Genomic DNA, 25251 nt, shown 5'->3' with positions numbered 1-25251 from the left:
CTTGGGCTATGCGTCGAGCAAAAATTGTATGTACTCTCGGCCCTGCCACTGATTCTTCGGAGCAAGTCCAAGCACTGGTTGACGCCGGTATGGATGTCGCCCGAATCAATCGATCACACGGCACGGCTGCAGAGCACGAAGCTGTTATTGAAAAGGTCCGTCGTGCTTCCGCGACTTCAGGGCGTGCCATTGCAATCCTCGTTGACCTGCAGGGCCCGAAGATTCGCCTGGAGACGTTCGAAGAAGGGCCCCAGGTCCTCGCTGTTGGTGACACGTTCACCATCACAACCCGCGACGTGCCTGGAACTAAGGAACTCGTTGGTACGACCTTCAAAGGTCTGCCTGGTGACTGTGCTCCCGGCGATCGCCTGCTGATTGACGACGGAAACGTCGCAGTCCGCGTTGTCGAGGTCACCGATACCGACGTCATCACCAAGGTTGAGGTCCCCGGCGTAGTTTCCGACCACAAGGGCTTGAACCTTCCCGGCGTCGCAGTGTCCGTTCCTGCTCTTTCCGAGAAGGATAAAGAGGACCTGCGTTGGGCAATGGAAAACGACGCAGACTTCATCGCTCTGTCGTTCGTCCGCAATGCAAAGGATATCAATGATGTCCACGCGATCATGGACGAATACGGTCGTCGTCTTCCGGTGATCGCCAAGATCGAAAAGCCGCAGGCTGTCGAAGCGCTCCAGGAAATCGTCGATGCGTTTGACGCGATCATGGTTGCCCGCGGTGACCTTGGCGTTGAAATGCCGCTCGAGTCCGTTCCGCTGGTTCAGAAGCGCGCCATCGAACTGGCTCGCCGTGCTGCGAAGCCGGTGATCGTCGCAACCCAGGTCATGGATTCCATGATTAAGAATCCTCGACCGACCCGCGCTGAAGCTTCTGACTGTGCAAACGCCATCCTTGACGGTGCCGATGCGGTCATGCTTTCCGGCGAAACTTCAGTGGGTGCGTTCCCGATCGAAGCTGTTCGCACGATGGCTCGTATTATCGAGTCCACCGAAGAAAACGGTGGCGAAATGATCGCCGCACTGACTGGTTTCTTCGTCAACGACCGTGCGGCCGTCATCTGTGAAGCTGCCGCTCAGATTGCTGAGCATCTTGATGCTCGCTACCTGGTGACCTTCACTCAGTCCGGTGCTTCGGCTCGCATGATGTCGCGTCTGCGTCGCCCGATTCCGATGCTCGCATTTACTCCGCTGGAATCAACGCGTCGTCGCCTGGCATTGACGTGGGGTATTCAGACCTACCGCGTTCCTGAGGTCCGTCACACCGATGACATGGTGTGGCAGGTCGACCAGGTTGCGCAGTCGTCGCGCCTCGCTGAAATTGGTGACGAACTCGTGATCGTTGCAGGTATGCCACCGGGGACCGCAGGTTCCTCGAACATGCTTCGCTTGCACAAGGTGGGCGATGAAGTCGACTACTCAATCGGTGGCGGACTTCGCTGACACCAGCATGTGAAAGGTGGCCAGACTGCTTCGGTAGTCTGGCCATTTTTATTCGTGACACGGACGCTTTGATTGTTCGTGATGGACTAGGGACTTCATGGCGTGCAACACGAAGGGGCGCTTCCGATGGCGGACTACGCGAAATCGTGTAGGGTAGTGGGAGTGCCACGGCGAGTAAGAATGCCGATGAGGGTATTTGAGAAAGCTTTCGGCACATACGACCTACCGTATGAGGTTGCCTGCGCGAACAACGCGCATACCTGCATACGGTCTGATGAATGAATGATGGAGAAGAAAAATGAATACGCGTACCCGGACTGTGTCAGTCCATTCTCAGGCACTGAATCGTCAGGCAAACAACCTGGATATCGACCAGCTGGCCAATGCAGTCAAGCCTTGGTTTGACGAAATGATTGATGTGAGTATTGCTCGCGCAATTTCAGATCTTTCCAACCCGCGTTCACGTGGACGCGCAGCTGACTTCCTCGGCCTTGAGCTGATCGAAGCAGCATGATCTGAACGGTGCAGTGGCCTCACTCAAACGGTGATGTAGCTGTGACCAGTACACACTCAAGGTGGCGGGCAGTTCGAAAGAACTGCCCGCCACCGTTTGTGTCAGCCTTCGGGTTTAGTCGTCAACCTGATCGATAACAGCGTCAGCGACCTCGCGCATTGACAGACGACGATCCATCGAGGTCTTTTGGATCCAGCGGAAGGCCTCGGGCTCGGTCATGCCCATGTTCTTCTGCAGCAGGCCCTTCGCGCGGTCAACGCGCTTACGCGTTTCGAAACGGTCAGAAAGATCGGCGATCTCCTCTTCGAGAGATTCGATTTCCTGATGACGCGAAAGGGCAATCTCAACGGCAGGAATCAAATCCGCGGGGCTGAAGGGCTTCACAACATACGCCATTGCGCCCGCATCGCGAGCACGTTCAACAAGCTCTGTTTGGCTAAACGCGGTCAGCATGACGACAGCACACGAAAGCTCCTGAAGGATCTTTTCAGCGGCGGTGATGCCATCCATGCGGGGCATCTTCACGTCCATGACACAGAGATCAGGTTCGAGCTCAAGTGCAAGCTGGACGGCTTCTTCACCGTCTGCGGCCTCACCAACAACCTCAAATCCGGCAGAAGTGAGGGTTTCAACGATATCCAGACGAATCAGGCCCTCATCTTCTGCGACAAGAACGCGGCGTGGTTCGTTTTGAACTTCAGTGGTCATAACTGATCCTCGGTTTGTAGGTTTCCTAGCTCTATCATAAACTTAAACGGCGCCGATTACGGCGACGCCCCGATAGCCCAACTGGCAGAGGCGGTCGGCTCAAACCCGGCTTGTTGTGGGTTCGAATCCCACTCGGGGTACTTGCGAAGGGCGCCACGGTAGTTTTCGTACTACCGTGGCACTTTTCATTTCGCTGATCGTGGTGTGCTGGGAACCATCAAGCTCGTCGCGCCATAATCCGGTTCGTTACGCGCGCCGACGAAATCAGCTTCCCGGCCTCGTTCTTTATTTCAACAAGATGGACTGTCGATGAACCACCCAGGTGAATAGCCGTTGCCGTCGCGATCACTCGACCGGTAGAAACCGACGAGATGTGGGAAATCGTCAGTTCAGTGCCCACCGCGAACCCGCGATCGGCGCCGTGAACGTTACGAGCGTGAATCTGGGAAGCAAATGATGCTGCGGTTTCCGCGAGCGCTGCGCTTGCCCCACCGTGAAGAATCCCAGCTGACTGGGTGTTTCCTTCGACGGGCATTAAGATCACTGTTTTTTCGGGCGAATGTTCTAACACATCCATTCGCATGGCTTCCATCAGGGAATGTGGCCAATGTGCGCCCACGAATCCGCCATTGTGGGAAGGATCGGGCGCGGTTTGTCGTGCGGTTTGTCCATGCATACCTCTAGGGTTACATGTGTGAGTGACACTTTGCTGATTATCGACGGCCATTCGATGGCTTTTCGCGCCTTCTATGCTCTTCCGGCTGACCGTTTCGTGACACATTCGGGGCAACATACGAATGCGGTGTACGGCTTCATCAAGATGATGGTGAAGATGCTCCAAGAGGAAAAGCCGACCCATGTTGCGGTGGCGTTTGACGTGTCGCGCCATTCTTTCCGCACCGAGGAGTATCCGGAGTATAAGGGAACGCGTGATGCGACGCCGGAACCCTTTAAAGGCCAAGTTGAACTGATTAGCCAGGTTTTGGAACTGATGGGTATTCGTTCCCTGCGCAAGGACGGCTACGAAGCCGACGATATTTTGGCGACGCTTGCTCACCGTGGTGAGAAAGCCGGGATGCGTGTCTTGGTCGCGTCGGGGGATAGGGATTCTTTCCAGACGGTGACTGAGAATGTGACGGTTCTCTATCCGGGTGCGTCGACCGAGAACTTGAAGCGCATGACGCCCGCTGCTATTGAAGAAAAGTACGGTGTCCCACCGTTCCGTTACCCGGAAATTGCGGCTCTTGTCGGTGAGACCTCCGATAATTTGCCCGGCGTTCCCGGTATTGGACCGAAGACAGCGGCAAAGCTGATTAACGAGTTCGATGGCCTCGATAACCTGATGGCGAATGCTGATCAGGTGAAGGGTAAGCGTGGCGAGGCTCTGCGCGAACATGGCGATGATGTTGCGCGTAATCGTCGTTTGAATCGTCTGCTCACGGATCTGGACCTGGGGGTTGAGCTGGGGGATCTTGTCCCCGGGGCTACTCAAAAGACTGAATTGCTTGCGTTGTTCGATACGTTGGAGTTTGGGCGCCTGCGTAACCAGGTGCTTGCGGTCAGTGTAGGCGATGACTCAGTAGAAGAATCGGGGAACGAGGCCGACCAGGCTTTTTGGACGGCGCCCTTAACGGTGTCGGTCGCTTCCGCTGCTACTGACATTTCCGGCTGGGCACGCTCGGTCGGCCATATTGATGCGATTTGGGCCGACGGGGAGGGGATCCCTGCTCATGGACACATCGATCTTCTTGCGTTGAGCGCAGGAAGTCGCGTCCTTGTCATTGACCCGACCACGCTCTCTCCGGTGCAGGATCAGGCTTTAGTGAAGGTCCTGAAGCACAGCGATTCGCACGTCGTTCATGATGCTAAAGCCTTGTCTCACGCTTTGGCAGGACACGGGTGGGCGATGGCCTGGCCTTCGAAGGACGTTCAGCTTGCCGCCTATCTTGCACGCCCCGATTCGAAGAACGTCGAGATCAAAGAAATCTTGAACCGCTATTTCAACATTGAGTTGCCCGAAGAAGAAAAGAAGACGGACGCTCTCTTCGAGATCGTTGGCAGCGGTGAGATTCAAGAACGTATTCAACGATGCGCGCGTATCTGCTACTCCCTGCCGTTTGTGTGGAAGACCTTGAGCGCGCTTTTAGCGGATAACGGTGAACTGGACCTGCTGACACAGATGGAGCTTCCCGTATCTAGGGTCTTGGCGAAGATGGAAGCGACAGGTATTGCCGTTGATAGTGACGAGCTGCGCTCCCAGTCGACGCAACTGGGATTCGAAGTTGATGCGGCCCGCAAGAGTGCTCTTGATGTGATTGGTGAAGATGTGAATCTTTCCAGTCCCAAGCAACTGCAGAGGATTCTTTTCGAGGTCCTCGATCTTCCCAAGACGAAGAAGACGAAGACCGGCTACACAACGAACGCTGAAGCTCTTGCTGACTTGCGCGAAAAGACGCGAGATTCGGGTGGTCCAGGCTTCGTATTCCTTGACTCGTTGCTGATGCACCGTGATCGAATCAAATTGAAGCAGATGGTGGACACGCTGATTTCCTCCACCAACCCCGATGGGCGCATTCACTCGACGTTCTCACAGGTTGTTACCACAACTGGCCGTTTGGCATCCAAGGACCCGAATCTGCAGAATATTCCAGCTCGTAGCCCAGATGGTCTGAAGATCCGTTCCGGTTTTGTTGCTGGCCCCAGCTTTGAGTCTTTGATGAGCGCCGACTATTCCCAGATTGAAATGCGCATCATGGCGCATTTGTCGGGAGATGAGGGCTTGATCGAAGCTTTCGCTACCGGCGAGGACCTGCACAAGACGATGGCTGCGATGGTTTTCGATACGCCCGTTGAAGACGTGACGGGTGAGCAACGCTCTCGCATCAAGGCCACGTCATATGGTCTCGCGTATGGATTGTCCTCGTACGGTCTGTCCGCACAACTGCATATTCCAGTCCACGAAGCAGCCGCGTTGCGTGACCGCTATTTCGAACGTTTCGCGGGGGTAGGCGACTATCTGAATTCGCTCGTCGACGAGGCTCGGATCAACGGCTACACGGAAACGATGTTCGGTCGTAGGCGCTATCTGCCCGACCTGACCTCATCGAACCGGCAGCGCCGCGAGATGGCCGAACGTGCTGCTTTGAATGCGCCGATTCAGGGGAGTGCAGCGGATATCGTGAAAATTGCGATGGTCAACCTCATCGACGCTCTGCATCAGGCTGACATGAAGTCACGCGTACTGCTCCAGATCCACGACGAATTGTTACTTGAAATAGCACCGGAAGAACGTCAGCAGGCTGAGGAGCTTGTCCGCGACAAGATGAGCTCGCCAGTCCAATTGAAGGTGCCTTTGGATGTCGCAGTGGGAGTGGGAGCGAACTGGATGGCCGCCGCCCACTAGGTGGATGGGTGATCACATGTGTGTCCGTAACAGATAAACGCGACCGAAACCACGTTTTTATCCACCAAACAGTGGAAAAGATCGCGTTAATGAACTGGTAGACTTACTAGCGGTGTCTTGGCACTCGTGTACGCGAATGCCGATTCGCCACTTCTGTACACCTACTATTCAGTCCGTTTCGGAGACACAACTACATGACCACCAATACGCCGCAGGTCGCGGTTAATGACATCGGCTCGACCGAAGATCTGCTTGCCGCCATCGACGCAACCATCAAGTACTTCAACGATGGCGACATCGTCGAGGGCACTGTCGTCAAGGTTGACCACGATGAGGTCCTCCTCGACATCGGCTACAAGACTGAGGGCGTTATCCTCTCTCGCGAGCTCTCCATCAAGCACGACGTGAACCCTGACGATGTTGTTGCTGTTGGCGACAAGATCGAAGCCCTCGTCCTCCAGAAGGAAGACAAGGAAGGCCGTCTGCTCCTGTCGAAGAAGCGCGCACAGTACGAGCGCGCCTGGGGCCAGATCGAAAAGGTCAAGGAAGAAGATGGCGTTGTTACCGGCACCGTCATCGAGGTCGTCAAGGGTGGTCTTATCCTCGACATCGGCCTTCGTGGCTTCCTCCCCGCATCCCTCGTTGAAATGCGTCGCGTCCGCGACCTCGCACCGTACATTGGTCGCGAGATCGAAGCGAAGATCATCGAGCTCGACAAGAACCGCAACAACGTTGTGCTCTCGCGTCGCGCATGGCTTGAACAGACCCAGTCCGAGGTTCGCACGAACTTCCTCCACACTCTTGGCAAGGGTCAGGTTCGTACCGGTAACGTCTCCTCGATCGTTAACTTCGGTGCGTTCGTCGACCTCGGTGGTGTCGACGGCCTCGTCCACGTCTCCGAACTCTCCTGGAAGCATATCGATCACCCGTCAGAGGTCGTTGAGGTTGGCCAGGAAGTCACCGTCGAGGTTCTCGACGTCGACATGGATCGCGAACGCGTCTCCCTGTCCCTCAAGGCAACCCAGGAAGATCCGTGGCAGGCATTTGCCCGTACCCATGCGATCGGTCAGGTCGTGCCGGGCAAGGTCACGAAGCTTGTTCCATTCGGCGCATTCGTCCGCGTCGAAGACGGCATCGAAGGCCTCGTCCATATTTCCGAGCTTGCTCAGCGTCACGTCGAGCTGCCGGATCAGGTCGTCAAGGTTGGCGACGACGCATTCGTGAAGGTCATCGATATCGACCTCGAACGTCGTCGCATCTCCCTGTCGCTCAAGCAGGCAAACGAAGGCATCGATCCGACCTCCGAAGAGTTTGATCCCTCGTTGTACGGCATGGCCGCTGAGTACGACGAAGACGGCAATTACAAGTACCCCGAAGGCTTCGATCCGGAAACCCAGGAATGGATGGAAGGCTACGAGGCACAGCGCGAGGCTTGGGAAGCACAGTATGCCGAAGCGCAGGCACGCTGGCAGGCCCACAAGGCTCAGGTCGTCAAGGCGCAGGAAGAAGATGCCGAAGCAGCTCCGGTTGCTCCCGAGGCCACCTCTTCCTCGTCCTCCGTCGAGCCGGAGACCGTTGGTACCCTCGCTTCCGATGAGGCTCTCGCAGCTCTGCGTGAGAAGCTCACGAACGGAAACTGAACTGATCACAGAGCCTCGGCTCTGATGTGATGAACGTGTGCCCCACGAACGGTGTTCGTGGGGCACACGCGTTTATTCACACCACGCGTCGAATGATTCTCCTATGACTGCATTCTCCAGCCTGTATGGACGTTGAAGAATATCGGACGCTAGTCGCTCGTCGACTCATATAGGACAATGAAGCTATGACTCATATTGAGGTGTGTTGAGGATCTTCCTAGCGTTGCGATTGCAACGGATCAGGATGAAGTCGCTCGGATCGTAACAGCCGTTAGGAATGCATCATGACCCAGATTCACATGGGAGGCGCATCTGCTGACCTTCTTCGTCCTTTCGTCATTCCAACAGACCGCGCACTGCTCGTCGGTTTGAGCGGTGGAATTGGCTCTGGAAAGTCATCTGTTGCCACTGCGTTTGCGAGTCTTGGCGCGGTCGTTGCCGACGCAGATGCCATCGCACGTGAAGTGGTCGAACCTGGAAGCGTCGGTCTTCGTCGTATCGAAGAAGTGTTCGGCGACGCCATCTTGAATGATGACGGGACTCTCAATCGAGGAGCACTAGCCCAGCAGGTCTTCACCGATGCCAGTGCTCGAAAGACAGTGGAAGCAATCACTCATCCTTTGATTGCTGAGCGTTCCCGCCAGATTCTTTCAAGCGCCCAACCGGGGAACATTGCTCTTTACGATGTTCCTCTGCTGACTGAGCAACATATGCAAGACCAGTTTGACGCCGTGATCATGGTCGATGTTCCGCTTGATATGCGCCTGAGCCGTCTACAAGCCCGCGGGATGACGATTGACGAGGCCCGAAAAAGAATCGCATCCCAAGCGAACAGTGATGAACGACGTGCGATCTGCCACATCTGGATAACCAACACCGGCTCGCTCGTGGATCTTCACCGTCTGGTTGCGACAGTTCATGCCCAATGGCTGACACACTCGGGCACAACTGGCAGTCCGACCGGCAGATGATTCCGGCCTCGTACATCACGAGCAGGCGATAGGTCCTCAATCGGCATGAGTCTGACAAAGTGACTACGGTAGGACTGTGAGCAAACGAGTTGTGCGGCAAGAAGCGTCGTTTGAGGTTGTCTCTGACTACACGCCATCGGGCGACCAGCCGACTGCAATCGCAGAATTGGTCAAGCGCCTGAATGACGGCGAACAGGATATTGTTCTCCTCGGCGCTACGGGCACGGGTAAAACCGCAACGACTGCGTGGCTCATTGAGCAGATTCAGCGACCGGCGCTCATTATCGAGCCGAATAAAACGCTTGCCGCCCAGCTTGCCGCTGAATTCCGCGAACTGTTGCCTAATAACGCTGTCGAGTACTTCGTGTCGTACTACGACTACTACCAGCCGGAAGCCTATATTCCGCAGACGGATACATACATCGAGAAAGACTCGTCGATCAACGATGAGGTCGAACGTCTGCGCCACTCGGCGACGAACAACCTGCTGACCCGTCGTGACACGGTGGTCGTTGCTTCCGTGTCGTGCATCTACGGCTTGGGTACTCCACAAGAGTACGTCGAGCGCATGATTGAGCTGGAACGTGGCATGATCGTCGACCGCGACACCCTTCTTCGCGCCTTCGTCAACATGCAGTACGTGCGCAATGATGTCGCCTTCACGCGAGGCACTTTCCGAGTTCGTGGCGACACCATCGAAATCATCCCAGTGTACGAGGAGCTGGCGATCCGCATCGAAATGTTTGGGGATGAAATCGATTCTCTGGCAGTCCTGCATCCCCTGACCGGTGACGTCATCAACGAAGTCGATCACGTCTATCTATTCCCGGCCAGCCATTACGTTGCCGGCGAAGAGCGCATGAAGCGAGCCATTGCCTCGATTGAAGAAGAACTGGCAGAACGCCTCACGTGGTTCGAATCCCAAGGCAAGTTACTTGAAGCCCAGCGTCTGCGCATGCGCACCACATACGACCTGGAAATGCTCAAAGAAATCGGATCGTGCGCGGGCATTGAAAACTATTCGCGTCATATCGATGGACGAGGTCCCGGCACTCCGCCCCATACGCTGATGGACTATTTTGCCGATGACTTTGTCCTGATCATCGACGAATCGCACGTGACAGTTCCGCAGATCGGTGCCATGTTCGAGGGCGATATGTCGCGCAAGCGTACCCTGGTCGATCATGGTTTCCGACTGCCCTCAGCAATGGACAACAGACCGTTGAAGTGGGACGAATTCGTTGAACGCATCGGCCAGACAGTCTACCTCTCGGCAACCCCGGGTGACTACGAACTTGAACGAAGCGATGGGGTAGTGGAACAGGTGATTCGCCCAACTGGTCTGGTGGATCCAAAGATTATCGTCAAGCCCACGAAGGGACAGGTTGACGATCTTCTGGAACAGATCCGCGAGCGTGTCGAAAAGGATGAGCGTGTTCTTGTCACGACGCTCACGAAGAAGATGGCGGAAGACCTGACCGAGTACCTCGCTCGCCGTGGCGTCCGTGTCGAGTACCTGCACTCTGACATCGATACCCTGCGTCGCGTTGAGTTGCTCAGAGAACTGCGTCAAGGCAACTTCGACGTCCTGGTCGGCATCAACCTGCTACGTGAAGGTCTGGATTTACCGGAAGTTTCCCTTGTTTCGATCCTCGATGCGGACAAGGAAGGCTTCCTGCGTTCGACCCGATCGCTGATCCAGACTATCGGTCGTGCAGCACGCAACGTGTCGGGCGAAGTGCATATGTATGCCGACAACATCACGCCATCTATGGAAGCTGCGATCAGCGAAACTGAACGTCGTCGTGAGAAACAGATTGCCTACAACACCGAGCATGGTATCGACCCGAAGCCACTGCGTAAGAAGATCGCTGACGTCACCGACATGCTTGTGCGTGAAGAAGTTGATACGCGCACGCTACTCGACGGCGGATACCGTAAGGAAAAATCAGCGTCTGCTCGTTCGAAGCCTGATGCACTCAGCCTCGCGGGTGTAGCGCAAGCAGATCTTGAAGAATTGATCGAAGACCTGACGAAGCAAATGATGCTAGCCGCCGAAAACCTACAGTTCGAGGTCGCTGCGCGTCTACGCGATGAGTTGCAGGATCTGAAGAAGGAACTGCGCCACATGAGGGCAGCTCAGTAGTGAGAGCTGAAGCGTCCGCTTGGGGGTAATCTCGTTAGGTTCTCCACATACTGGCTTTTCATCGGGGCATCGTAGCGCGATCTAGGTAGACTAGTTCGCGAGGGGAGTAATCCCACGAAGTGCTGGTTCGTCACCACGGCGTTGGACACGAGCATCGCTCGGATCAGCAGCCCGAACATCGGGTGGGAAGAGACCTCACCATAGTTGCTCGTACCTCAGAGAGGTTCCCACCCGTGCATGTTCACGCCCTCGGCTGGTTTGGTCTGGCCGTCGCAATTCTTGCCCTCATTACCGTTGACATCGTTGGCCACGTCCGTAAACCGCACGCTCCGACTCTTAAAGAATCGACCTGGTGGTCGATCGGTTACGTTCTTCTTGGTCTTGCCTTTGGCCTCATCATTTGGGGCGTCTACGGTGGCCAATTTGCCGGCGAATACTACGCTGGCTTTCTGACAGAAAAAGCTCTGTCACTCGATAATCTGTTCGTCTTTATCATCATTATGTCGTCGTTCAGGGTGCCTCGTAACTATCAACAGAAGGCACTGCTATCCGGCATCATCATCGCCCTCGTTCTGCGCCTCGTCTTCATTCTTGTTGGCGCAGCGCTGATTGAACGCTTCACGTGGATCTTCTTTATCTTTGGCGCCTGGCTACTCTGGACCGCCTTCTCGCAAGCACGTGAAGGTGTTGGCGGAGAAGATGAACACGAAGAGGAGGAATACCACGAGAATTCCTTCGTCAAACTGATGCGTCACGTTTTCCCGGTGACCGACGGTTTCATTGGTGACAAGTTCCTGCACCGCCACGGTGGTCGCACGTACCTGACGCCGATGCTCCTGGTGGTCTTCGCGCTGGGCACTGCTGACCTGATGTTTGCCTTCGACTCGATTCCGGCAATTTTCGGCCTGACCCATGAACCCTATTTGGTGTTCGCATCGAACGCGTTCGCTCTGCTTGGTCTGCGTCAGCTGTATTTCCTGATCGAACGTCTGCTGGAAAGACTGGTCTACCTGAACTACGGCTTGGCAGCAATCCTTGCCTTCATCGGAATGAAACTGGTTTTCCACGCGATGCACGAGAATACGCTTCCGTTCCTTAACGGAGGCGAAGGCATTCACTGGGCACCGGAAATCGGAATCCTTCCATCCCTGTCCTTTATCATCGTGACTATCGTGGTGACGGTCGTGACATCGTTGCTGAAGAGCCGTTCGATGGCGTTAAAGGACGCTCCAGACACCCACGTTCTGGAGAAGGAAAAGCCCGCTCGTACTTTTGACTGACACGTTGCCCCGACGGGGCTTACGTACCCGTCCAACGTAAAACCGTCGCCCACACCGAAGGACGTAATGACGCACTCTTCAACACTCTCCGGTCTGACGCACGCTGAGGTGAGAGAACGCGTTGCACGCGGTGAAACGAATGATGTTCGCCAAAGGACCTCGCGATCGATTGCCTCGATTATTCGCGAGAATGTTCTCACGCTGTTTAACGCGATCCTGATCAGTGCTGCGGTGCTGGTGCTCATCTTTGGGCATCCTCAGGATGTTGTCTTCGGGGGAGTGCTGATTATCAACGCGATTATCGGCATTGCTTCGGAATTGAAGGCGAAGCGGACTCTTGATTCACTCGCAATCGTCGATGCTCCAACAGCGTTGGTTATTCGTGGTGGAAAAACTCAAGAGATCCTGGCCAAGGATGTTGTGCTTGATGATGTCATGTGCCTTGAACTGGGTACGCAGATTTGCGCAGATGGCGTCGTTGAAGAATCCTCGGGCCTCGAGGTTGACGAGGCACTACTGACCGGTGAATCAACACCCGTCAAGAAGAAAGTGGGCGATCAGGTTCTTGCAGGAACCTCGGTCGTTGCTGGTAGTGCACTCATGGTTGCCCACGCGGTGGGAGCACAGACATACGCGCAGGATCTTTCTCGCCGAGCTCGCGTCTACACGCGGACTATTTCGCATATTCAGGTGAGTATCAACAAGGTTCTGCGTGTCATTTCCGCGCTACTCATTCCGGTGATTGTGCTGACCATGTGGTCGCAAACCCGTATTGCCGGCACTGATGCGGCCTGGAACCAAGCGATCGTGTTGGCGGTCGCGAGCGTTGTGGGAATGATTCCACAGGGCCTCGTGCTCCTGACTTCAATGAACTTCGCGATCGGTTCGGCGACGTTGGCGCGCAGGGGAGTGCTTGTCCAAGAACTGCCCGCGGTGGAAGTCCTCGCACGAGTCGACAGTGTCTGCGTTGATAAGACGGGCACTCTCACCACAGGCCATATTCGGGTGCGCACGCTTCGCATTGGTGCGAATGTTTCGGAGGATGAGGCCACGCTCGCTTTGAAAGCTCTGAGCGCCAATCGTGCGAATGCAACAGCGCAGGCGATTGACGACTATTATTCCGACGCGGATCTAGGCCAGGTGAATTGGGCGATTCCGTTCTCATCAGCTCGCAAGTGGTCAGCGTGTGGGACTACGAGTGGCAGCTGGTATTTGGGCGCTCCGGAGATTCTTCGTTCTTCGGAAGAACCCGGGGACTTTGATCAGCTCATCGACGAGTATTCGGCGGAAGGTTTGCGCGTTGTTGCCCTGGCTCGTAGCCAAGAGTGCGACGAGGCAACGGCATTCGACGCCTCTTCCGGTGACTACTTGCTTCCAGACACACGACGCGTTGTGGGCATCATTGTCTTGGAAGAAGACTTGCGTGTAGACGTAGCCGATACGCTGACATATTTTGCTCGCCAAGACGTCCGCGTTCGAGTGATTTCGGGTGATAATCCGGTGACTGTTGGCGCTCTGGCACGCCAAGCGGGTTTGAGTCGTCCTGACGGGAAGCCTTTGGTCATCACGGATGCGCGCACTCTCCCCGTAGATACTTTGTCAGATGAGTTCGGCCAGATCGTTGAGAAAACGGATGTGTTCGGGCGTGTGACGCCGGAGCAAAAGCGCGCGATGGTCCAGGCACTGCAGGCTAATGGACACACGGTCGCAATGACAGGCGACGGAGTGAACGATGCCCTTGCTCTGAAAGATTCCGACCTTGGAATCGCGATGGGCAACGGGTCTCAGGCAACGAAGGCTGTTGCGCAGATCGTCTTGATTGATTCAAAGTTTGCTGTATTACCAGGAGTGGTGGGCGAAGGGCGACGCATCATTGCGAATATGGAACGCGTTTGTGCTCTCTTCCTTGCCAAAACCGTTTACGCGGCGTTGATTGTTGTGACGTGTGCTCTGATGGCGTGGGAATACCCGTTCCTTCCACGTCACTTCACCTACATCGATGCACTGACGATCGGCATCCCCGCATTCTTCCTTGCTCTCGCACCGAATGCTAGGCGTTACGTGCCTGGGTTCCTGCACCGAACACTTGCCTTAGCGCTACCCGCAGGAATTGCCTTGACGCTGGCAGCGCTAGGTAGCTACGCAATCGTGGGCCCTGGAGATGAGTACGCGAGGACCATTGCCACGCTTTCGCTGATTGTCGGTGCGCTCTGGCTAGTCTCGGTCACCGCTCGTCCGCTCTTAGGCTGGCGTGGTGGACTCGTGCTCCTCATGGCGCTCGGAGCGTTCATGGGAGTCTCCATTCCCACCATCCGCACCTTCTTAGCGCTCAGCTGGCCCACGCACGAACATTGGCTTGTGATCGGGGTGTCAGGAGTCGGTGCCGGACTTTTGATTGAAGCCAGCCACCGCCTGTACCACAAGCGTCAACACGCTCATGCAGAGGCCATCGGTGCCTCTGACACGGCGCAATTCTGAGCATCGGCGCGAGCTTTAACAGATGCCGTACATGCATGTGTGGGAGAACGCCAAAACGTTCTCCCACACTGTACTGAACAATCAGAAGCGGTTAATCACCGGATTCCACTCGCCGATGATACGTTCACGAATGACACCGGCCTCCTTGAACGGATCCTCATCAAGAAGTGACGCGACCTTATCGGCGTTCTCAGCTTCGAAAATCAGCAGAGCCGTCGGATGACCGCCGGTAACGGGGCCCGAGGCCACGTTAAATCCGTCGTCCTTCAACTGCGTTAAGAATGCGCGGTGCTTGGGACGAACCTCGTCCATCAGCGCTGATTGGGCAGGGTCATAAACGTAAGTCACTGCAAAGTAAGCCATGACTCAACGGTAGGCGCAACGGGCGGTGATTGCATATGAAACGCCACGCCAGGCCTCGTCAATTCTCTTACGAAAAGGGGAATTCCGTATCGAACCCTTCGGCCCCGAAGCCGATCGTCGGCACCCATTCGCGAATCTTGCAGGTTTCGACAAAACCCTGAAGAGCAAAAGGGTCGTCAGCGAGGATCTTGAAAACATCCTGAGCCGAATTGGCGCGAAGAATAATCAGCGCATCATTTTCTCCCCTATCACGCAGGAAGCCGGAAGCCACCACAATGTCGCGTGAATGCAGGTCTCGCAGGAACTGGCGGTGAGCGGGCCTGAATGACTGGATCAACGACTCGAGTGAATGGTCGTAGGTGTATTCGATCATGTAGAGGCTCATTGCCTCATAATGCCAGTTAAACTGCCGTTTGACGATGGAACACATGTACGACATTCGAACTCGGCGCCGAGTAGACTGTTAGGGTGCATGAATCTTTAGTTATTTCTGGTGCTCGCGAGCATAACTTGAAGGATGTCAGCCTCGAGTTGCCTCGAGACACAATGATTGTTTTTACGGGACTTTCCGGCTCCGGTAAGTCATCGTTGGCATTCGATACGATCTTCGCAGAGGGCCAGCGTCGATACGTGGAGTCTCTGTCGTCGTACGCGCGCCAGTTCCTCGGTCAGATGGACAAACCCGACGTCGATTTCATCGAGGGTCTGTCGCCCGCGGTCTCGATTGACCAGAAGTCGACATCGCGCAACCCGCGTTCCACGGTTGGCACGATTACTGAGATTCACGACTACCTGCGTTTGCTGTACGCGCGTGCGGGGATCGCTCACTGCCCGAAGTGTGGCGCACGCATTCAGGCGCAGACTCCCCAGCAGATTGTGGACCGAGTGCGTTCCATGGACGAGGGAACGCGTTTCCAGGTTCTGTCGCCGGTCGTGCGTGGACGCAAGGGTGAGTATCAGGACCTGATCAATGAGCTGAAGACGTCCGGCTACACGCGTGCGATCATCGACGGCGAATTGGTTCGACTCGAGAACGCTCCGGTTTTGGAAAAGAAACTGCGCCACACGATCGAGGTCGTCATTGACCGGCTCGTGGTGCGTTCCGGTATGCGCCAGCGCCTTACTGATTCGGTAGAAACAGCTCTCCGTCTGTCCGATGGCCTCGTCATTATTGACATGGTCGACTTGGACGAGGACGATCCTGATCGTCGTCGCCGATACTCGGAAAAGCGTTCGTGCCCGAACGACCACCCGCTAGCGTTGGAAGAAATCGAACCTCGTACATTCTCTTTTAACGCTCCCTACGGTGCCTGCCCAGACTGTACGGGTATTGGGTCGAAACTTGAAGTTGATCCTGACCTACTGGTTCCCGACGAGGAACTGTCGCTGGCCGACGGTGCGGTGATCGTGTGGAACTCGAACTTCAAGTACCACAAGCGCCTGCTGGAGTCCTTGTCCGGTGAACTCGGATTCGAGATGACAACTCCGTGGAAGGCCCTGCCCGACAACGTCCGCGAAGCCATCCTGTTTGGTAAGGACTACGAGGTCAAGGTCAAGTTCCGCAACAGATGGGGACGCGAACGCTCGTACACGACGGGCTTCGAAGGTGCCGTCACCTACGTTGAGCGCAAGCGCCAGGAAACCGAATCGGAATGGGTGTCGGAGAAGCTCAACGCCTATATGCGTGAGGTTCCGTGTCCGACGTGTCAGGGGGCTCGTCTGCGTCCCGAGGTTCTTGCGGTGACAGTGGGCGATCTATCGATTGCTGAACTGTCTGACCTGTCGATTTCAGATGCCCGCGCACACCTCAATGCGTTGGAGTTGGATCAGCGTTCGCAGGCGATTGCCAAGCCAATCCTGCAGGAGATTCGTGCTCGCCTCGATTTCCTTGTCGATGTTGGCCTGACCTATCTGACGCTGTCACGTGGTGCCGGAACACTGTCGGGCGGCGAAGCGCAGCGTATTCGTCTAGCCACGCAGATTGGCTCCGGTTTGGTTGGCGTCCTGTATGTGCTCGACGAACCGTCGATCGGTCTGCACCAGCGTGACAATCGCAAGCTCATCGATACCTTGAAGCGTCTTCGCGACCTTGGCAATACGCTGATTATTGTCGAGCACGATGAAGAAACGATGGAAGCCGCTGACTGGATCGTCGATATCGGTCCAGGCGCCGGTGAAACGGGTGGCTGGATTGTCCACTCCGGCACTCTGGAAGACTTGAAGAACAACAAGAAATCACTGACTGGCGACTACCTGTCGGGCCGTCGTTCCATCGGAGTGCCAGCTACTCGTCGCCCGGTTGATCCCGAGCGCATGCTGACGATCAAGGGTGCACGCGAGCATAACCTCAACGACGTGACAGTTTCGTTCCCTCTCGGCACCTTTACCGCTGTGACGGGCGTGTCCGGTTCGGGAAAGTCCACGCTGGTGAATTCGATTCTGTACCGCACGCTGGCATCGCGCTTGAACGGTGCGCGCCTTGTGTCAGGTCGTTACCGTTCAATGAGTGGCCTCGAGCATCTCGATAAGGTTGTCCACGTTGATCAGTCGCCGATCGGTCGTACGCCACGTTCGAACCCTGCGACGTATACGGGCGTGTGGGATGCGATTCGTAAGCTGTTCGCGGAAACACAGGAAGCGAAGGTACGAGGCTACGGTCCGGGCCGTTTCTCCTTCAATGTGAAAGGCGGACGCTGTGAATCCTGCAAGGGCGACGGCACGTTAAAGATCGAAATGAACTTCCTGCCTGACGTGTACGTTCCCTGCGAAGTGTGCCATGGTGCACGGTACAACCGTGAAACCTTGGAGATTCTTTACAAGGGGAAGTCAGTCGCAGACGTTCTGAATATGCCGGTGTCTGAAGCGGCGGAGTTTTTCGCGCCGATCTCCAGGATTGCGCGACATCTCAATACCCTTGTCGAGGTTGGCCTGGGTTACGTGCGATTGGGGCAGGCGGCAACAACACTGTCGGGTGGCGAAGCACAGCGTGTGAAGCTCGCGTCCGAACTGCAGCGTCGTTCGACTGGACGAACGATCTATGTGCTGGACGAGCCGACGACCGGCTTACATTCCGAGGATATTCGCAAGCTCCTGCTGGTTTTGCAATCGCTGGTTGACAAAGGCAATACGGTCATCGTCATTGAGCACAACCTGGACGTCATCAAGTGCGCTGATTGGATCGTTGATATGGGCCCCGAAGGTGGTTCCGGTGGTGGTCGCGTCATTGCTGAAGGAACACCAGAAGCAGTTGCGAAGGTGAAGGGGTCGTTTACCGGGGAGTTCCTGGCAGATATTCTCGCGAGTGCGAAGAACCAGTCTGTCGCGAAGAAGAAGGTCTGAGCCAAGAAGAAGTAAGGACGATGCTTCTGCTACTCCTTTGATCTGCGAATAGGCGAGCATAACGAGGGGGCACCGATCATGATTGATCGGCGACCCCCTTTTGTCCGGTCAAGTTCGGGCAGTAACAGTGGCGGCGGGTCCAGGAAAATTCGATATCCGCGGTTTCGGCGGCGCAGCCATGGGCGGATACAAGCAGCTTCCCATCCGTTTTCTCCGGGTTGCAGATATAGTCAATGGCTGCTTTCAGCGTTGACTTGATAGGATGCGTCTTTGTAACTGCCATATCTCGTCCAGCCTTTCCCGTATCTCATCCATGTCGGCCTGATACGCAGTGCCTCCGGCATTGATCCGCTTGGCGATCTGGTTGATGTTCCGACCGATGATGGAAAGCTCTTTGGTAAATGCCTTGATATCTGCGGTGTCCGTATAGGTGATATACCCGTCAATCGCCATCTTTCGGAGGTAGGCGCCATATCTGCGTGTCGGTAACTGGCTCATTTTTGTCTATGAGCCGTTTTTATCCTCCGTGACATAAAATTTCATTTGAATATTCCGTTTTCGACTTGCCATGTGCCGCCGACCTTCCGCATAAGGGTTTGGAATTATCCCAACAAGCAGAAATTTCGCAAGTGGGTACTCACTTGCTGTGCTTGCTACCGTATCTTATCCCTACTTATAAAGCGTTTCGGAAACCTTAAAATGCCCGCAAAATAAGAAAAACAGAGGATGTTCAGACACCCTCCGTTTCTTCATTCGGCTTTTCAATTTTTAAGGCCCCGTCAATGGCACCCTCCACGATAGGAAAATACTGTTCTGGGCAGGGCTTTAACTTCTGTCCGACCCGCTGGCGCAGCTCGCTTTCCTCTCGCATGACCTCTGGATTGAAATATCTCTCCATCGACAGGCCGCAGATTTTTACAAGCTGTATGATGACCGGCAGGCTGGTGATCGTACCCTCGTTTTCAATGTTGGCAAGATACCTGGTATCAATATTCACCTTTTCGGCTAAATCTTTTCGTGCAAGGTTCTTCGCCTTCCGTGCTTCTTTTACATCCGCACCGAAGGTTTCAAAGCCAGGGCAGTCTTTAACTTTTGCTATTTAGCATCACCCACATACATTCTATATTTCATAGATTGCCCGTGGAATGATGTCATATGCAGTTTTCTTAAACTTTATATTTCATATTTCTGTGAACTAATCAGAATTCGAAAATGTCAATATCGTCTTACATCCATGTGGCACTACGTTTTCGATTTGCATTGTGCCTTTATGTGCTGCCATAATCTGCTGAACAATCAAAATCCCCAACCCATGCCGCAAATCCAGACGCTCATCTATACTTTCCATGTAGTGTGGCTTTTCTTCTAGGTCTTGTCGCTTTTCAGGAGACAGACCTACTCCGTTATCTGCAACAGAGAGCGTAAGACCATCATGTGCATTTTCCAGATCAAGCCGAATTTCGCAGCCTCCCGGATTGTGTTTGATGCTGTTCTGCACAAGATTGTTGATTGCCCGTGAAATCAAGCGGGTATCACATTCCAGCCTGGCATTTTCTGCTTCTGGCGTAATTTCAATTTCAACCGTATAGGCATCCAAAATCCCGGAGTTGAGCAGTTCCGACACATAGGAACGAAGGAGTTTAGACAGGCGTATTTTCTCCTTGTGAAGCGGCTGCATTTCATATTCCAGTTGAGACACTAAATTCAAATCCTGCACGAGTTCTTTGATTTTAGCGCTTTGCTTTTGCACGATCAGAGCCTGCTCTTTTACCCCCTCACTGGCTGTTTTGTCTGCGGCGATCCGGTCTGCATAGCCCATAATCATAGAAAGCGGAGTTCGGATGTCATGAGAGACCCCGCTGATCCAGTTGGCTCTGGCTTCGTTTTGCCTGCTTAATATCAGAGAGGCTTTATTTACGCTGCCCGCAATTTCGGATAACTCTCTATCAATATGGAGAGAAACGGGTTTGCCATCGGCCAATGTTTCAATGGCATCTACAATCGGTTCCGTGTTCTGGATGATCCTGCGTTTTGAAAAATAGTAGGCCAAAAACAGGCACAGCACATCCATGCCCAACGTTCCTATCACATAGAGGGGAATTTTCTGAATAGCCTCCATGGAATAGTAGTTGCTGGTGAGCTTCATATAGCTATTCTTTGGATACCCTAAAACTAACAATCCATCCTCTGTACTCCAGACAAAAACGGGATAATCCTCCAGATAGCCTTTGGAAAATGAAGCTACCTCTTGAATGCTGTAATGTTGCGGCACTTCTTGTGGCACATCGAGCCGCCAGAAACATTCGCCCGTTGACGTTAGATACATGGCCCAGATATTGTACTGGCGCAATTTCTGCTCTGCGTAATCGGGCAAACCCTCTATGGTAGCCGCAGTAGAGGTCAGCTCAAGCATGGCGCGCGGGGACGCTTCTCCGTAATCCTCTGAAACTGTGTGATAGAAAGTCACGCCAAACAGAACGACATTGACAATTACCAGGATCAGAAGAAATGCAGCGAAAGACACCAAGTGCTTTGAAATATAGGTGCCAAAAGATTTCAAGGCGTCACTTCCTTGTAATCAGTTTATAACCCAGCCCCTTAATCGTAATCAGGGAAACGGGCTTTGAGGGATCGGCTTCAATTTTTTCCCGAATCCGCCGTACATGGGCATTCAGGCTATTTTCATAGCCGAAAGGATTGTCGCCCCATAATGCTTCACAAAGAGCGTCAACCGTAACAATCTTTCCCTCGTTGCGGGCCAGCGTTTCCAACAGGGTATGCTCTTTTGCGGTCAGGAGGATAATCTCGCCGCCTTTGTTGACCTCTGCCCGGCTAAAATCAATCGTACATCCATCCAGGAAAACCCGCGGGCTGTCCTCTTTATAAGTTCGGCGCAAAACCGCATAGACACGCAGCAATAGCTCCTGCGGCATAAAAGGCTTTGAAATATAATCGTCTGCTCCAAGGCCAAGACCGGCCAGCTTGTCTGCTGCTTCGTCTTTTGCGGTCAGAAAGATGATTGGCACATTTGTAAAAGTGCGGAGCTGCTTCATCAGGGAAAAGCCGTCCCCATCTGGCAACATGACATCCAAAACCATCAAGTTGGGTTTTTCTTTTTCTGTCATTAGTATGGCTTCTTTTACTGTTGCGGCAGTAAGTATGGTTTCAAAACCGGCATCGCTTAAAATATCGGATACCATTTTCAGCAGATCCGGCTCATCGTCTACAAGCAAGAGCTTCTTTCGATGCAGAAAAGAGTTGTCCATAGCGTCACCTCCCGAAAGTATTATAAAAAAGGATTTAAAGTCTGCGGAGGGCATCCTCAAAAAGTAAGGTAAAAGTAAGGACGGGAGAATGTAGATGTCAGGTTGAAGTTGTACCGTAGAAGCATCGAAAGGAGATGTTTCTATGGACTATATCATTACAACGGAACATTTGACCAAGAAATATAAGAACTTCACTTCGGTCAATCATGTTTCGCTTCATATTCGCAAGGGCAGCATTTATGGTTTTCTTGGCCCGAACGGGGCAGGCAAATCCACTACCATGAAAATGCTGTTGGGGTTGACCGCTCCCACAAAAGGCAGCTTTACCATTGATGGGAAACAGTTTCCGCAGGATCGGATTGCCATTCTCAAAGAGATCGGCTCTTTCATCGAAGCGCCATCTTTCTACGCAAATCTCACCGGGCGGGAAAATCTTGACATTATCCGCCGCATTTTGGGACTGCCGAAAGCTGATGTGGAAGATGCTCTGGAACTGGTAGGGCTGACCGAGTTTGGCGACCGGCTGGCAAAACAGTATTCGCTGGGAATGAAGCAACGCTTGGGCCTTGCCGGGGCGCTCTTGGGGCGTCCGCCGATTCTGATTCTGGACGAACCCACAAACGGTCTTGACCCGTCTGGTATCCACGAAATCCGCAATCTGGTAAAATCTTTGCCCAGCCTTTACGACTGCACGGTGCTGATCTCGTCCCATATGCTGTCTGAAATCGAATTGATTGCAGATGACATTGGGATTCTCAACCACGGGCGGCTGCTGTTTGAGGGAAGCATGAATGATCTGCGTCAATACGCCCTGCAATCCGGCTTCGCTGCGAACAATCTGGAAGATGTGTTCCTTTCTATGGTTGAGAAAGATAACATGGACAGAAAGCAGCGGGCAAAATTATGAAAACGCTGGCAATCGAACTTCGGAAAGAAAAGCGAACCGGCGCGATTCCCGTGCTGCTGGCCGTTGGTGTCTTGGGAGCCGCCTGCGCATTTGTCGATTTCATTGTGCGGAAAGACACGCTTCTGAATCTGCCGCTGGCCCCGATGGATGTCTTGTTGACCCAGCTCTACGGCATGATTATGGTGCTGAATCTGTTCGGTATCGTAGTTGCTACCTGCATGATCTACAACATGGAATTTAAGGGAAGTGCCGTAAAGAAGATGTATATGCTTCCCGTCAGCGTCCCGACCATGTATCTGTGCAAATTTCTGATTCTGACGGTCATGTTTTTGATTGCAATCGTGCTGCAAAACCTGGCACTTGCACAGATCGGAATGACGGACTTGCCGGACGGAGCATTTGAGATGGGTACGCTGGTACGCTTTGCCGGATACTCTTTTCTCACATCCATGCCGGTACTGTCGTTTATGCTGCTGATTTCCTCGCGCTTTGAAAATATGTGGGTGCCGCTTGGAATTGGTGTTGCCGGTTTTCTGAGTGGTATGGCCCTTGCAAATTCGGGACTGACGCTTTTGCTGGTGCATCCTGTTGTGATTATTCTGAAACCAGCAGTAGCCAAGAGCGCCCAGCCTGATTCGACGGTTGCCCTTGTCGCTTTGGTGGAAACACTGTTGTTCCTTGCTGTGGGCTTGTGGCTGGCGAAGTACAGACGCTACGAGTAAGGAGGGATAATAAGAAATGAGCTTTTTGGATTTACTCAAAATCGAGTTTATGAAAGTAAAACGCTCCAAAATCGTACCCCTGATTTTCATTGCACCTTTATTGGTGGTGGTTTCCGGGGTTGCGAGTTTGAGCAACTACTTTACACCGGAATACACCAATGCGTGGCCTGCCATGTTTATTCAAAGTGCGCTTGTTTACGCCTACTATCTGCTTCCATTCAGCATGATCGTGGTTTGCGTGATGATCGCAGGACGAGAAACAGGAAATAACGGGATTCTGAAAATGCTGGCGCTACCGGTCAGCCGCTGCGCATTATCCATTGCCAAATTCTGTGTGCTTACCTTTTATCTGTTTATGGAGATGGTGGTGTTTCTTGTCGTATTTGTAATCGCTGGGCTGATTGCGACACAGACAATGGGAGTAACAGAAACCCTGCCGATCCTATATCTTCTGAAATGGTGCTTGGGGCTGTTTCTGACTATGTTGCCGTGCATTGCGGCTATGTGGGCCATCACTGTGCTGTTTGAAAAACCGCTTCTTTCTGTTGGATTAAATCTGCTGCTTGTGATTCCCGGTGTATTGGTTGCAAATACGCCGCTGTGGATCGCCTACCCGTACTGTTACAGCGGTTATCTCGTTTCCTGCTCTCTCCATGACTTTACAGCAGAAACTTCCGACGCCGCTTTTTCGGTGTTTCCGTTCCTGCCGTGCGCGATTGTGGTGTTTGGCCTGTTTTTCGCGCTGGCTGTCACCCAATTTGGGAAAAAAGAAATGAGGTAAAACTATGGAAAAGAAAAAACTTCAACCAGTTAGTATCGCTGCGCTCATTGTGAGCATCCTACCGCTGGCGGCTCTTGCCCCATCGCTTCTGCACCTTTCGCTGTCGGACGGAGTCCGAACCGCTTGGGCCGGAGCCAATATCGCTTTTGTCCTGCTGGGCCTGATTCTTTCGGTGGTATGTGTGCGGAGCAGGGAAAGCCGCAGTATAATCAATATTGTATCAACTGCAATCAGCGTTTTTTGGCTGCTGCTGATGGTGGGAATTGTCGCGCTTGCCATGTTCCTTACTTTCGTTCAGTGAAGAAACAGTTATGCGTAGAGTTGAGAAATTTATTGGATGATGCCTGATCGCGGTTTCTTTGCTGGCTTGTATTGCCTGCTCCGGCTTCGATAGGTTAAGTGATAACCTCAAAGACAGAGCAGAGCAGACATATTTTCATGCGCGTATGAAGCGGCGGCTTTGATTTTCAGAGCCGCCGCTGATGACCTGCAAGGGCGCGGTAGCCGATTGGAGGTTAATTTGCCGTATCCTTCTTCTTATTTCGCAGTATCCATGATCTGCACCAGTTAAAAAGCGTAGCCCCTCCGTTGGAGTTGTACGGCTTTGGATATGAACTATACCATGTATAGCAATCATCTTTATAAAACATTTCTGCGCCCAGCAGGTCCATTGCGACTTGCTGGGCGCTTTTGCTGTTTTCCGAAGACAAGCCCACTTCGAAAAAATTTTTTAAGAAATTTTCAAAAAGGAGGCTTTTAGCGGGTAGCGAGCGGCTTTGCGTTCGCCTTGTTAGCGGAAAGGGAGAAACCCACCTCATTCCCCCAGGAAAGGGGGGGGAAAAGATGGATGTGATCCCCCGCAATGACTATGGCGAGCGGTGCCAGTTTGATGCTTACTGCAAGCTTGTACTATACCATGAGGCAATCGACTACCTCCGGGAAATGCAGAGGCGCCGTGACAGGGAACTGTCATTCAGCGACCTTCCACAAATGGAGATGGACAAGCTCTGCGTTGTAGATCATTACCCCAGTGACAGATTTACATTCTCGTCCCACGGGTATGACCTGCATATCGAAAACGAGCTTGTGGCTGATGCCTTCGCCGGTTTGTCCGTTCAGGAGCAGAGTATTTTGATCCCGCATTTTGTTCTGGACTTGCCGGATCAGGAGGTTGGCCGCCTTGTTGGAATGTCTTGCAGCGCCGTTCAGCGGCGAAGGGCAAAATCATTGACCGAGCGGCGGATCAAGTTGGCCGCACTCATGCCGAAGGGAGGTTGAA

Annotated in this window: 22 protein-coding genes and 1 tRNA gene; 15 read left to right on the top strand and 8 right to left on the bottom strand. The window is 53.7% G+C overall.

Going from position 1 to position 25251, the window contains the following annotated elements; genetic code table 11:
* The first annotated feature begins 8 nt into the window (after positions 1-8).
* Both pyk and QP503_RS05290 read left to right on the top strand, forming a co-directional pair.
* On the top strand, positions 9-1454 hold the full coding sequence (gene pyk / locus QP503_RS05295) for a pyruvate kinase (RefSeq protein ID WP_006681078.1): 1446 nt from the start codon (positions 9-11) through the stop codon (positions 1452-1454).
* A 298-nt stretch (positions 1455-1752) separates the two neighbouring features.
* Entirely contained in the window at positions 1753-1968 is a 216-nt protein-coding gene (locus tag QP503_RS05290; protein ID WP_006681077.1) for a hypothetical protein, read from the top strand.
* 114 nt (positions 1969-2082) lie between these two features.
* Here the strand turns inward: QP503_RS05290 and QP503_RS05285 are convergent, their stop codons facing one another.
* Complete coding sequence (locus tag QP503_RS05285) at positions 2083-2676, bottom strand: ANTAR domain-containing response regulator (RefSeq protein ID WP_006681076.1); 594 nt, start codon at positions 2674-2676, stop codon at positions 2083-2085.
* 66 nt (positions 2677-2742) lie between these two features.
* On the opposite strand from QP503_RS05285, the gene QP503_RS05280 reads away from it, so the two are divergent.
* Positions 2743-2816, top strand: a tRNA-Leu gene (locus QP503_RS05280).
* Between the two features lie 77 nt (positions 2817-2893).
* Here the strand turns inward: QP503_RS05280 and QP503_RS05275 are convergent.
* Positions 2894-3211, bottom strand: a complete 318-nt coding sequence (locus QP503_RS05275) for a PaaI family thioesterase (protein ID WP_442953376.1) — start codon at positions 3209-3211, stop codon at positions 2894-2896.
* 159 nt (positions 3212-3370) lie between these two features.
* Between QP503_RS05275 and polA the strand changes: the two genes are divergently transcribed.
* The 6 genes from polA to QP503_RS05245 all read left to right on the top strand — a co-directional run bounded on the left by polA (position 3371) and on the right by QP503_RS05245 (position 14594).
* On the top strand, positions 3371-6079 hold the full coding sequence (gene polA / locus QP503_RS05270; RefSeq protein ID WP_103632596.1) for a DNA polymerase I: 2709 nt from the start codon (positions 3371-3373) through the stop codon (positions 6077-6079).
* A gap of 194 nt (positions 6080-6273) precedes the next feature.
* Positions 6274-7719, top strand: coding sequence for a 30S ribosomal protein S1 (rpsA, locus tag QP503_RS05265; protein ID WP_101627759.1), 1446 nt, complete (start codon positions 6274-6276; stop codon positions 7717-7719).
* A gap of 284 nt (positions 7720-8003) precedes the next feature.
* Positions 8004-8690 (top strand): dephospho-CoA kinase, encoded by a 687-nt coding sequence (coaE, locus tag QP503_RS05260; protein WP_006681071.1) that lies wholly within the window; start codon positions 8004-8006, stop codon positions 8688-8690.
* A 76-nt stretch (positions 8691-8766) separates the two neighbouring features.
* A complete protein-coding gene (gene uvrB / locus QP503_RS05255; RefSeq protein WP_103632597.1) occupies positions 8767-10836 on the top strand; it encodes an excinuclease ABC subunit UvrB in 2070 nt (689 codons plus the stop codon).
* A 233-nt stretch (positions 10837-11069) separates the two neighbouring features.
* A complete protein-coding gene (locus QP503_RS05250) occupies positions 11070-12116 on the top strand; it encodes a TerC/Alx family metal homeostasis membrane protein (RefSeq protein WP_103632598.1) in 1047 nt (348 codons plus the stop codon).
* Positions 12117-12182: 66 nt separating this feature from the next.
* Complete coding sequence (locus QP503_RS05245; protein WP_103632599.1) at positions 12183-14594, top strand: HAD-IC family P-type ATPase; 2412 nt, start codon at positions 12183-12185, stop codon at positions 14592-14594.
* Between the two features lie 81 nt (positions 14595-14675).
* Here the strand turns inward: QP503_RS05245 and QP503_RS05240 are convergent, their stop codons facing one another.
* Together QP503_RS05240 and QP503_RS05235 are read right to left on the bottom strand one after the other, a co-directional pair.
* Positions 14676-14957 carry a YciI family protein gene (locus QP503_RS05240; RefSeq protein WP_006681067.1) on the bottom strand — a complete coding sequence of 94 codons (282 nt, stop codon included), beginning with the start codon at positions 14955-14957 and terminating at the stop codon, positions 14676-14678.
* A gap of 67 nt (positions 14958-15024) precedes the next feature.
* A complete protein-coding gene (locus QP503_RS05235) occupies positions 15025-15342 on the bottom strand; it encodes a YciI family protein (protein WP_179369661.1) in 318 nt (105 codons plus the stop codon).
* 83 nt (positions 15343-15425) lie between these two features.
* On the opposite strand from QP503_RS05235, the gene uvrA reads away from it, so the two are divergent.
* Positions 15426-18296 carry an excinuclease ABC subunit UvrA gene (gene uvrA, locus QP503_RS05230; RefSeq protein ID WP_103632601.1) on the top strand — a complete coding sequence of 957 codons (2871 nt, stop codon included), beginning with the start codon at positions 15426-15428 and terminating at the stop codon, positions 18294-18296.
* A gap of 243 nt (positions 18297-18539) precedes the next feature.
* Here uvrA and mobC read toward each other — a convergent pair whose 3' ends face one another.
* The 4 genes from mobC to QP503_RS05205 form a co-directional block, all read right to left on the bottom strand.
* Positions 18540-18794 carry a plasmid mobilization relaxosome protein MobC gene (mobC, locus tag QP503_RS08870; protein ID WP_442822792.1) on the bottom strand — a complete coding sequence of 85 codons (255 nt, stop codon included), beginning with the start codon at positions 18792-18794 and terminating at the stop codon, positions 18540-18542.
* A gap of 232 nt (positions 18795-19026) precedes the next feature.
* Complete coding sequence (locus QP503_RS05215; protein WP_285101412.1) at positions 19027-19395, bottom strand: helix-turn-helix transcriptional regulator; 369 nt, start codon at positions 19393-19395, stop codon at positions 19027-19029.
* A gap of 96 nt (positions 19396-19491) precedes the next feature.
* The gene (locus QP503_RS05210; RefSeq protein WP_103632603.1) at positions 19492-20856 is read right to left on the bottom strand and encodes a sensor histidine kinase; all 1365 of its coding nucleotides are present in this window, start codon (positions 20854-20856) and stop codon (positions 19492-19494) included.
* A gap of 4 nt (positions 20857-20860) precedes the next feature.
* Entirely contained in the window at positions 20861-21562 is a 702-nt protein-coding gene (locus QP503_RS05205; RefSeq protein ID WP_103632604.1) for a response regulator transcription factor, read from the bottom strand.
* A 142-nt stretch (positions 21563-21704) separates the two neighbouring features.
* On the opposite strand from QP503_RS05205, the gene QP503_RS05200 reads away from it, so the two are divergent.
* The 5 genes from QP503_RS05200 to QP503_RS05180 all read left to right on the top strand — a co-directional run bounded on the left by QP503_RS05200 (position 21705) and on the right by QP503_RS05180 (position 25250).
* A complete protein-coding gene (locus QP503_RS05200) occupies positions 21705-22469 on the top strand; it encodes an ABC transporter ATP-binding protein (RefSeq protein ID WP_103632605.1) in 765 nt (254 codons plus the stop codon).
* Positions 22466-23191 carry an ABC transporter permease gene (locus QP503_RS05195; RefSeq protein ID WP_103632606.1) on the top strand — a complete coding sequence of 242 codons (726 nt, stop codon included), beginning with the start codon at positions 22466-22468 and terminating at the stop codon, positions 23189-23191. Before QP503_RS05200 ends, QP503_RS05195 begins: the two co-directional genes overlap by 4 nt.
* A gap of 16 nt (positions 23192-23207) precedes the next feature.
* Positions 23208-23972 carry an ABC transporter permease gene (locus QP503_RS05190; RefSeq protein ID WP_103632607.1) on the top strand — a complete coding sequence of 255 codons (765 nt, stop codon included), beginning with the start codon at positions 23208-23210 and terminating at the stop codon, positions 23970-23972.
* A 4-nt stretch (positions 23973-23976) separates the two neighbouring features.
* Positions 23977-24273 carry a hypothetical protein gene (locus QP503_RS05185; protein WP_103632608.1) on the top strand — a complete coding sequence of 99 codons (297 nt, stop codon included), beginning with the start codon at positions 23977-23979 and terminating at the stop codon, positions 24271-24273.
* A gap of 542 nt (positions 24274-24815) precedes the next feature.
* Positions 24816-25250 carry a sigma-70 family RNA polymerase sigma factor gene (locus tag QP503_RS05180; RefSeq protein WP_103632609.1) on the top strand — a complete coding sequence of 145 codons (435 nt, stop codon included), beginning with the start codon at positions 24816-24818 and terminating at the stop codon, positions 25248-25250.
* Position 25251 lies beyond the last annotated feature (1 nt).

Origin of the sequence: Pauljensenia sp. UMB0895 (genome assembly GCF_030218905.1) — a bacterium.
In the GTDB taxonomy this organism is placed as follows: Bacteria; Actinomycetota; Actinomycetes; order Actinomycetales; family Actinomycetaceae; genus Pauljensenia; species Pauljensenia turicensis_A.
The sequence above is the reverse complement of the archived record's forward strand: the minus strand, read 5'-3'. Positions and strand labels throughout refer to the sequence as shown.

Bases quoted from the DNA above. Each gene is read 5' to 3' on its own strand.
- pyk (WP_006681078.1), top strand. From the start codon at position 9: ATGCGTCGAGCAAAAATTGTATGTACTCTCGGCCCTGCCACTGATTCT.
- QP503_RS05290 (WP_006681077.1), top strand. From the start codon at position 1,753: ATGAATACGCGTACCCGGACTGTGTCAGTCCATTCTCAGGCACTGAAT.
- QP503_RS05285 (WP_006681076.1), bottom strand. From the start codon at position 2,676: ATGACCACTGAAGTTCAAAACGAACCACGCCGCGTTCTTGTCGCAGAA.
- QP503_RS05275 (WP_442953376.1), bottom strand. From the start codon at position 3,211: ATGCCCGTCGAAGGAAACACCCAGTCAGCTGGGATTCTTCACGGTGGG.
- rpsA (WP_101627759.1), top strand. From the start codon at position 6,274: ATGACCACCAATACGCCGCAGGTCGCGGTTAATGACATCGGCTCGACC.
- coaE (WP_006681071.1), top strand. From the start codon at position 8,004: ATGACCCAGATTCACATGGGAGGCGCATCTGCTGACCTTCTTCGTCCT.
- QP503_RS05245 (WP_103632599.1), top strand. From the start codon at position 12,183: ATGACGCACTCTTCAACACTCTCCGGTCTGACGCACGCTGAGGTGAGA.
- QP503_RS05240 (WP_006681067.1), bottom strand. From the start codon at position 14,957: ATGGCTTACTTTGCAGTGACTTACGTTTATGACCCTGCCCAATCAGCG.
- QP503_RS05235 (WP_179369661.1), bottom strand. From the start codon at position 15,342: ATGAGCCTCTACATGATCGAATACACCTACGACCATTCACTCGAGTCG.
- mobC (WP_442822792.1), bottom strand. From the start codon at position 18,794: ATGAGCCAGTTACCGACACGCAGATATGGCGCCTACCTCCGAAAGATG.
- QP503_RS05205 (WP_103632604.1), bottom strand. From the start codon at position 21,562: ATGGACAACTCTTTTCTGCATCGAAAGAAGCTCTTGCTTGTAGACGAT.
- QP503_RS05200 (WP_103632605.1), top strand. From the start codon at position 21,705: ATGGACTATATCATTACAACGGAACATTTGACCAAGAAATATAAGAAC.
- QP503_RS05195 (WP_103632606.1), top strand. From the start codon at position 22,466: ATGAAAACGCTGGCAATCGAACTTCGGAAAGAAAAGCGAACCGGCGCG.
- QP503_RS05190 (WP_103632607.1), top strand. From the start codon at position 23,208: ATGAGCTTTTTGGATTTACTCAAAATCGAGTTTATGAAAGTAAAACGC.
- QP503_RS05185 (WP_103632608.1), top strand. From the start codon at position 23,977: ATGGAAAAGAAAAAACTTCAACCAGTTAGTATCGCTGCGCTCATTGTG.
- QP503_RS05180 (WP_103632609.1), top strand. From the start codon at position 24,816: ATGGATGTGATCCCCCGCAATGACTATGGCGAGCGGTGCCAGTTTGAT.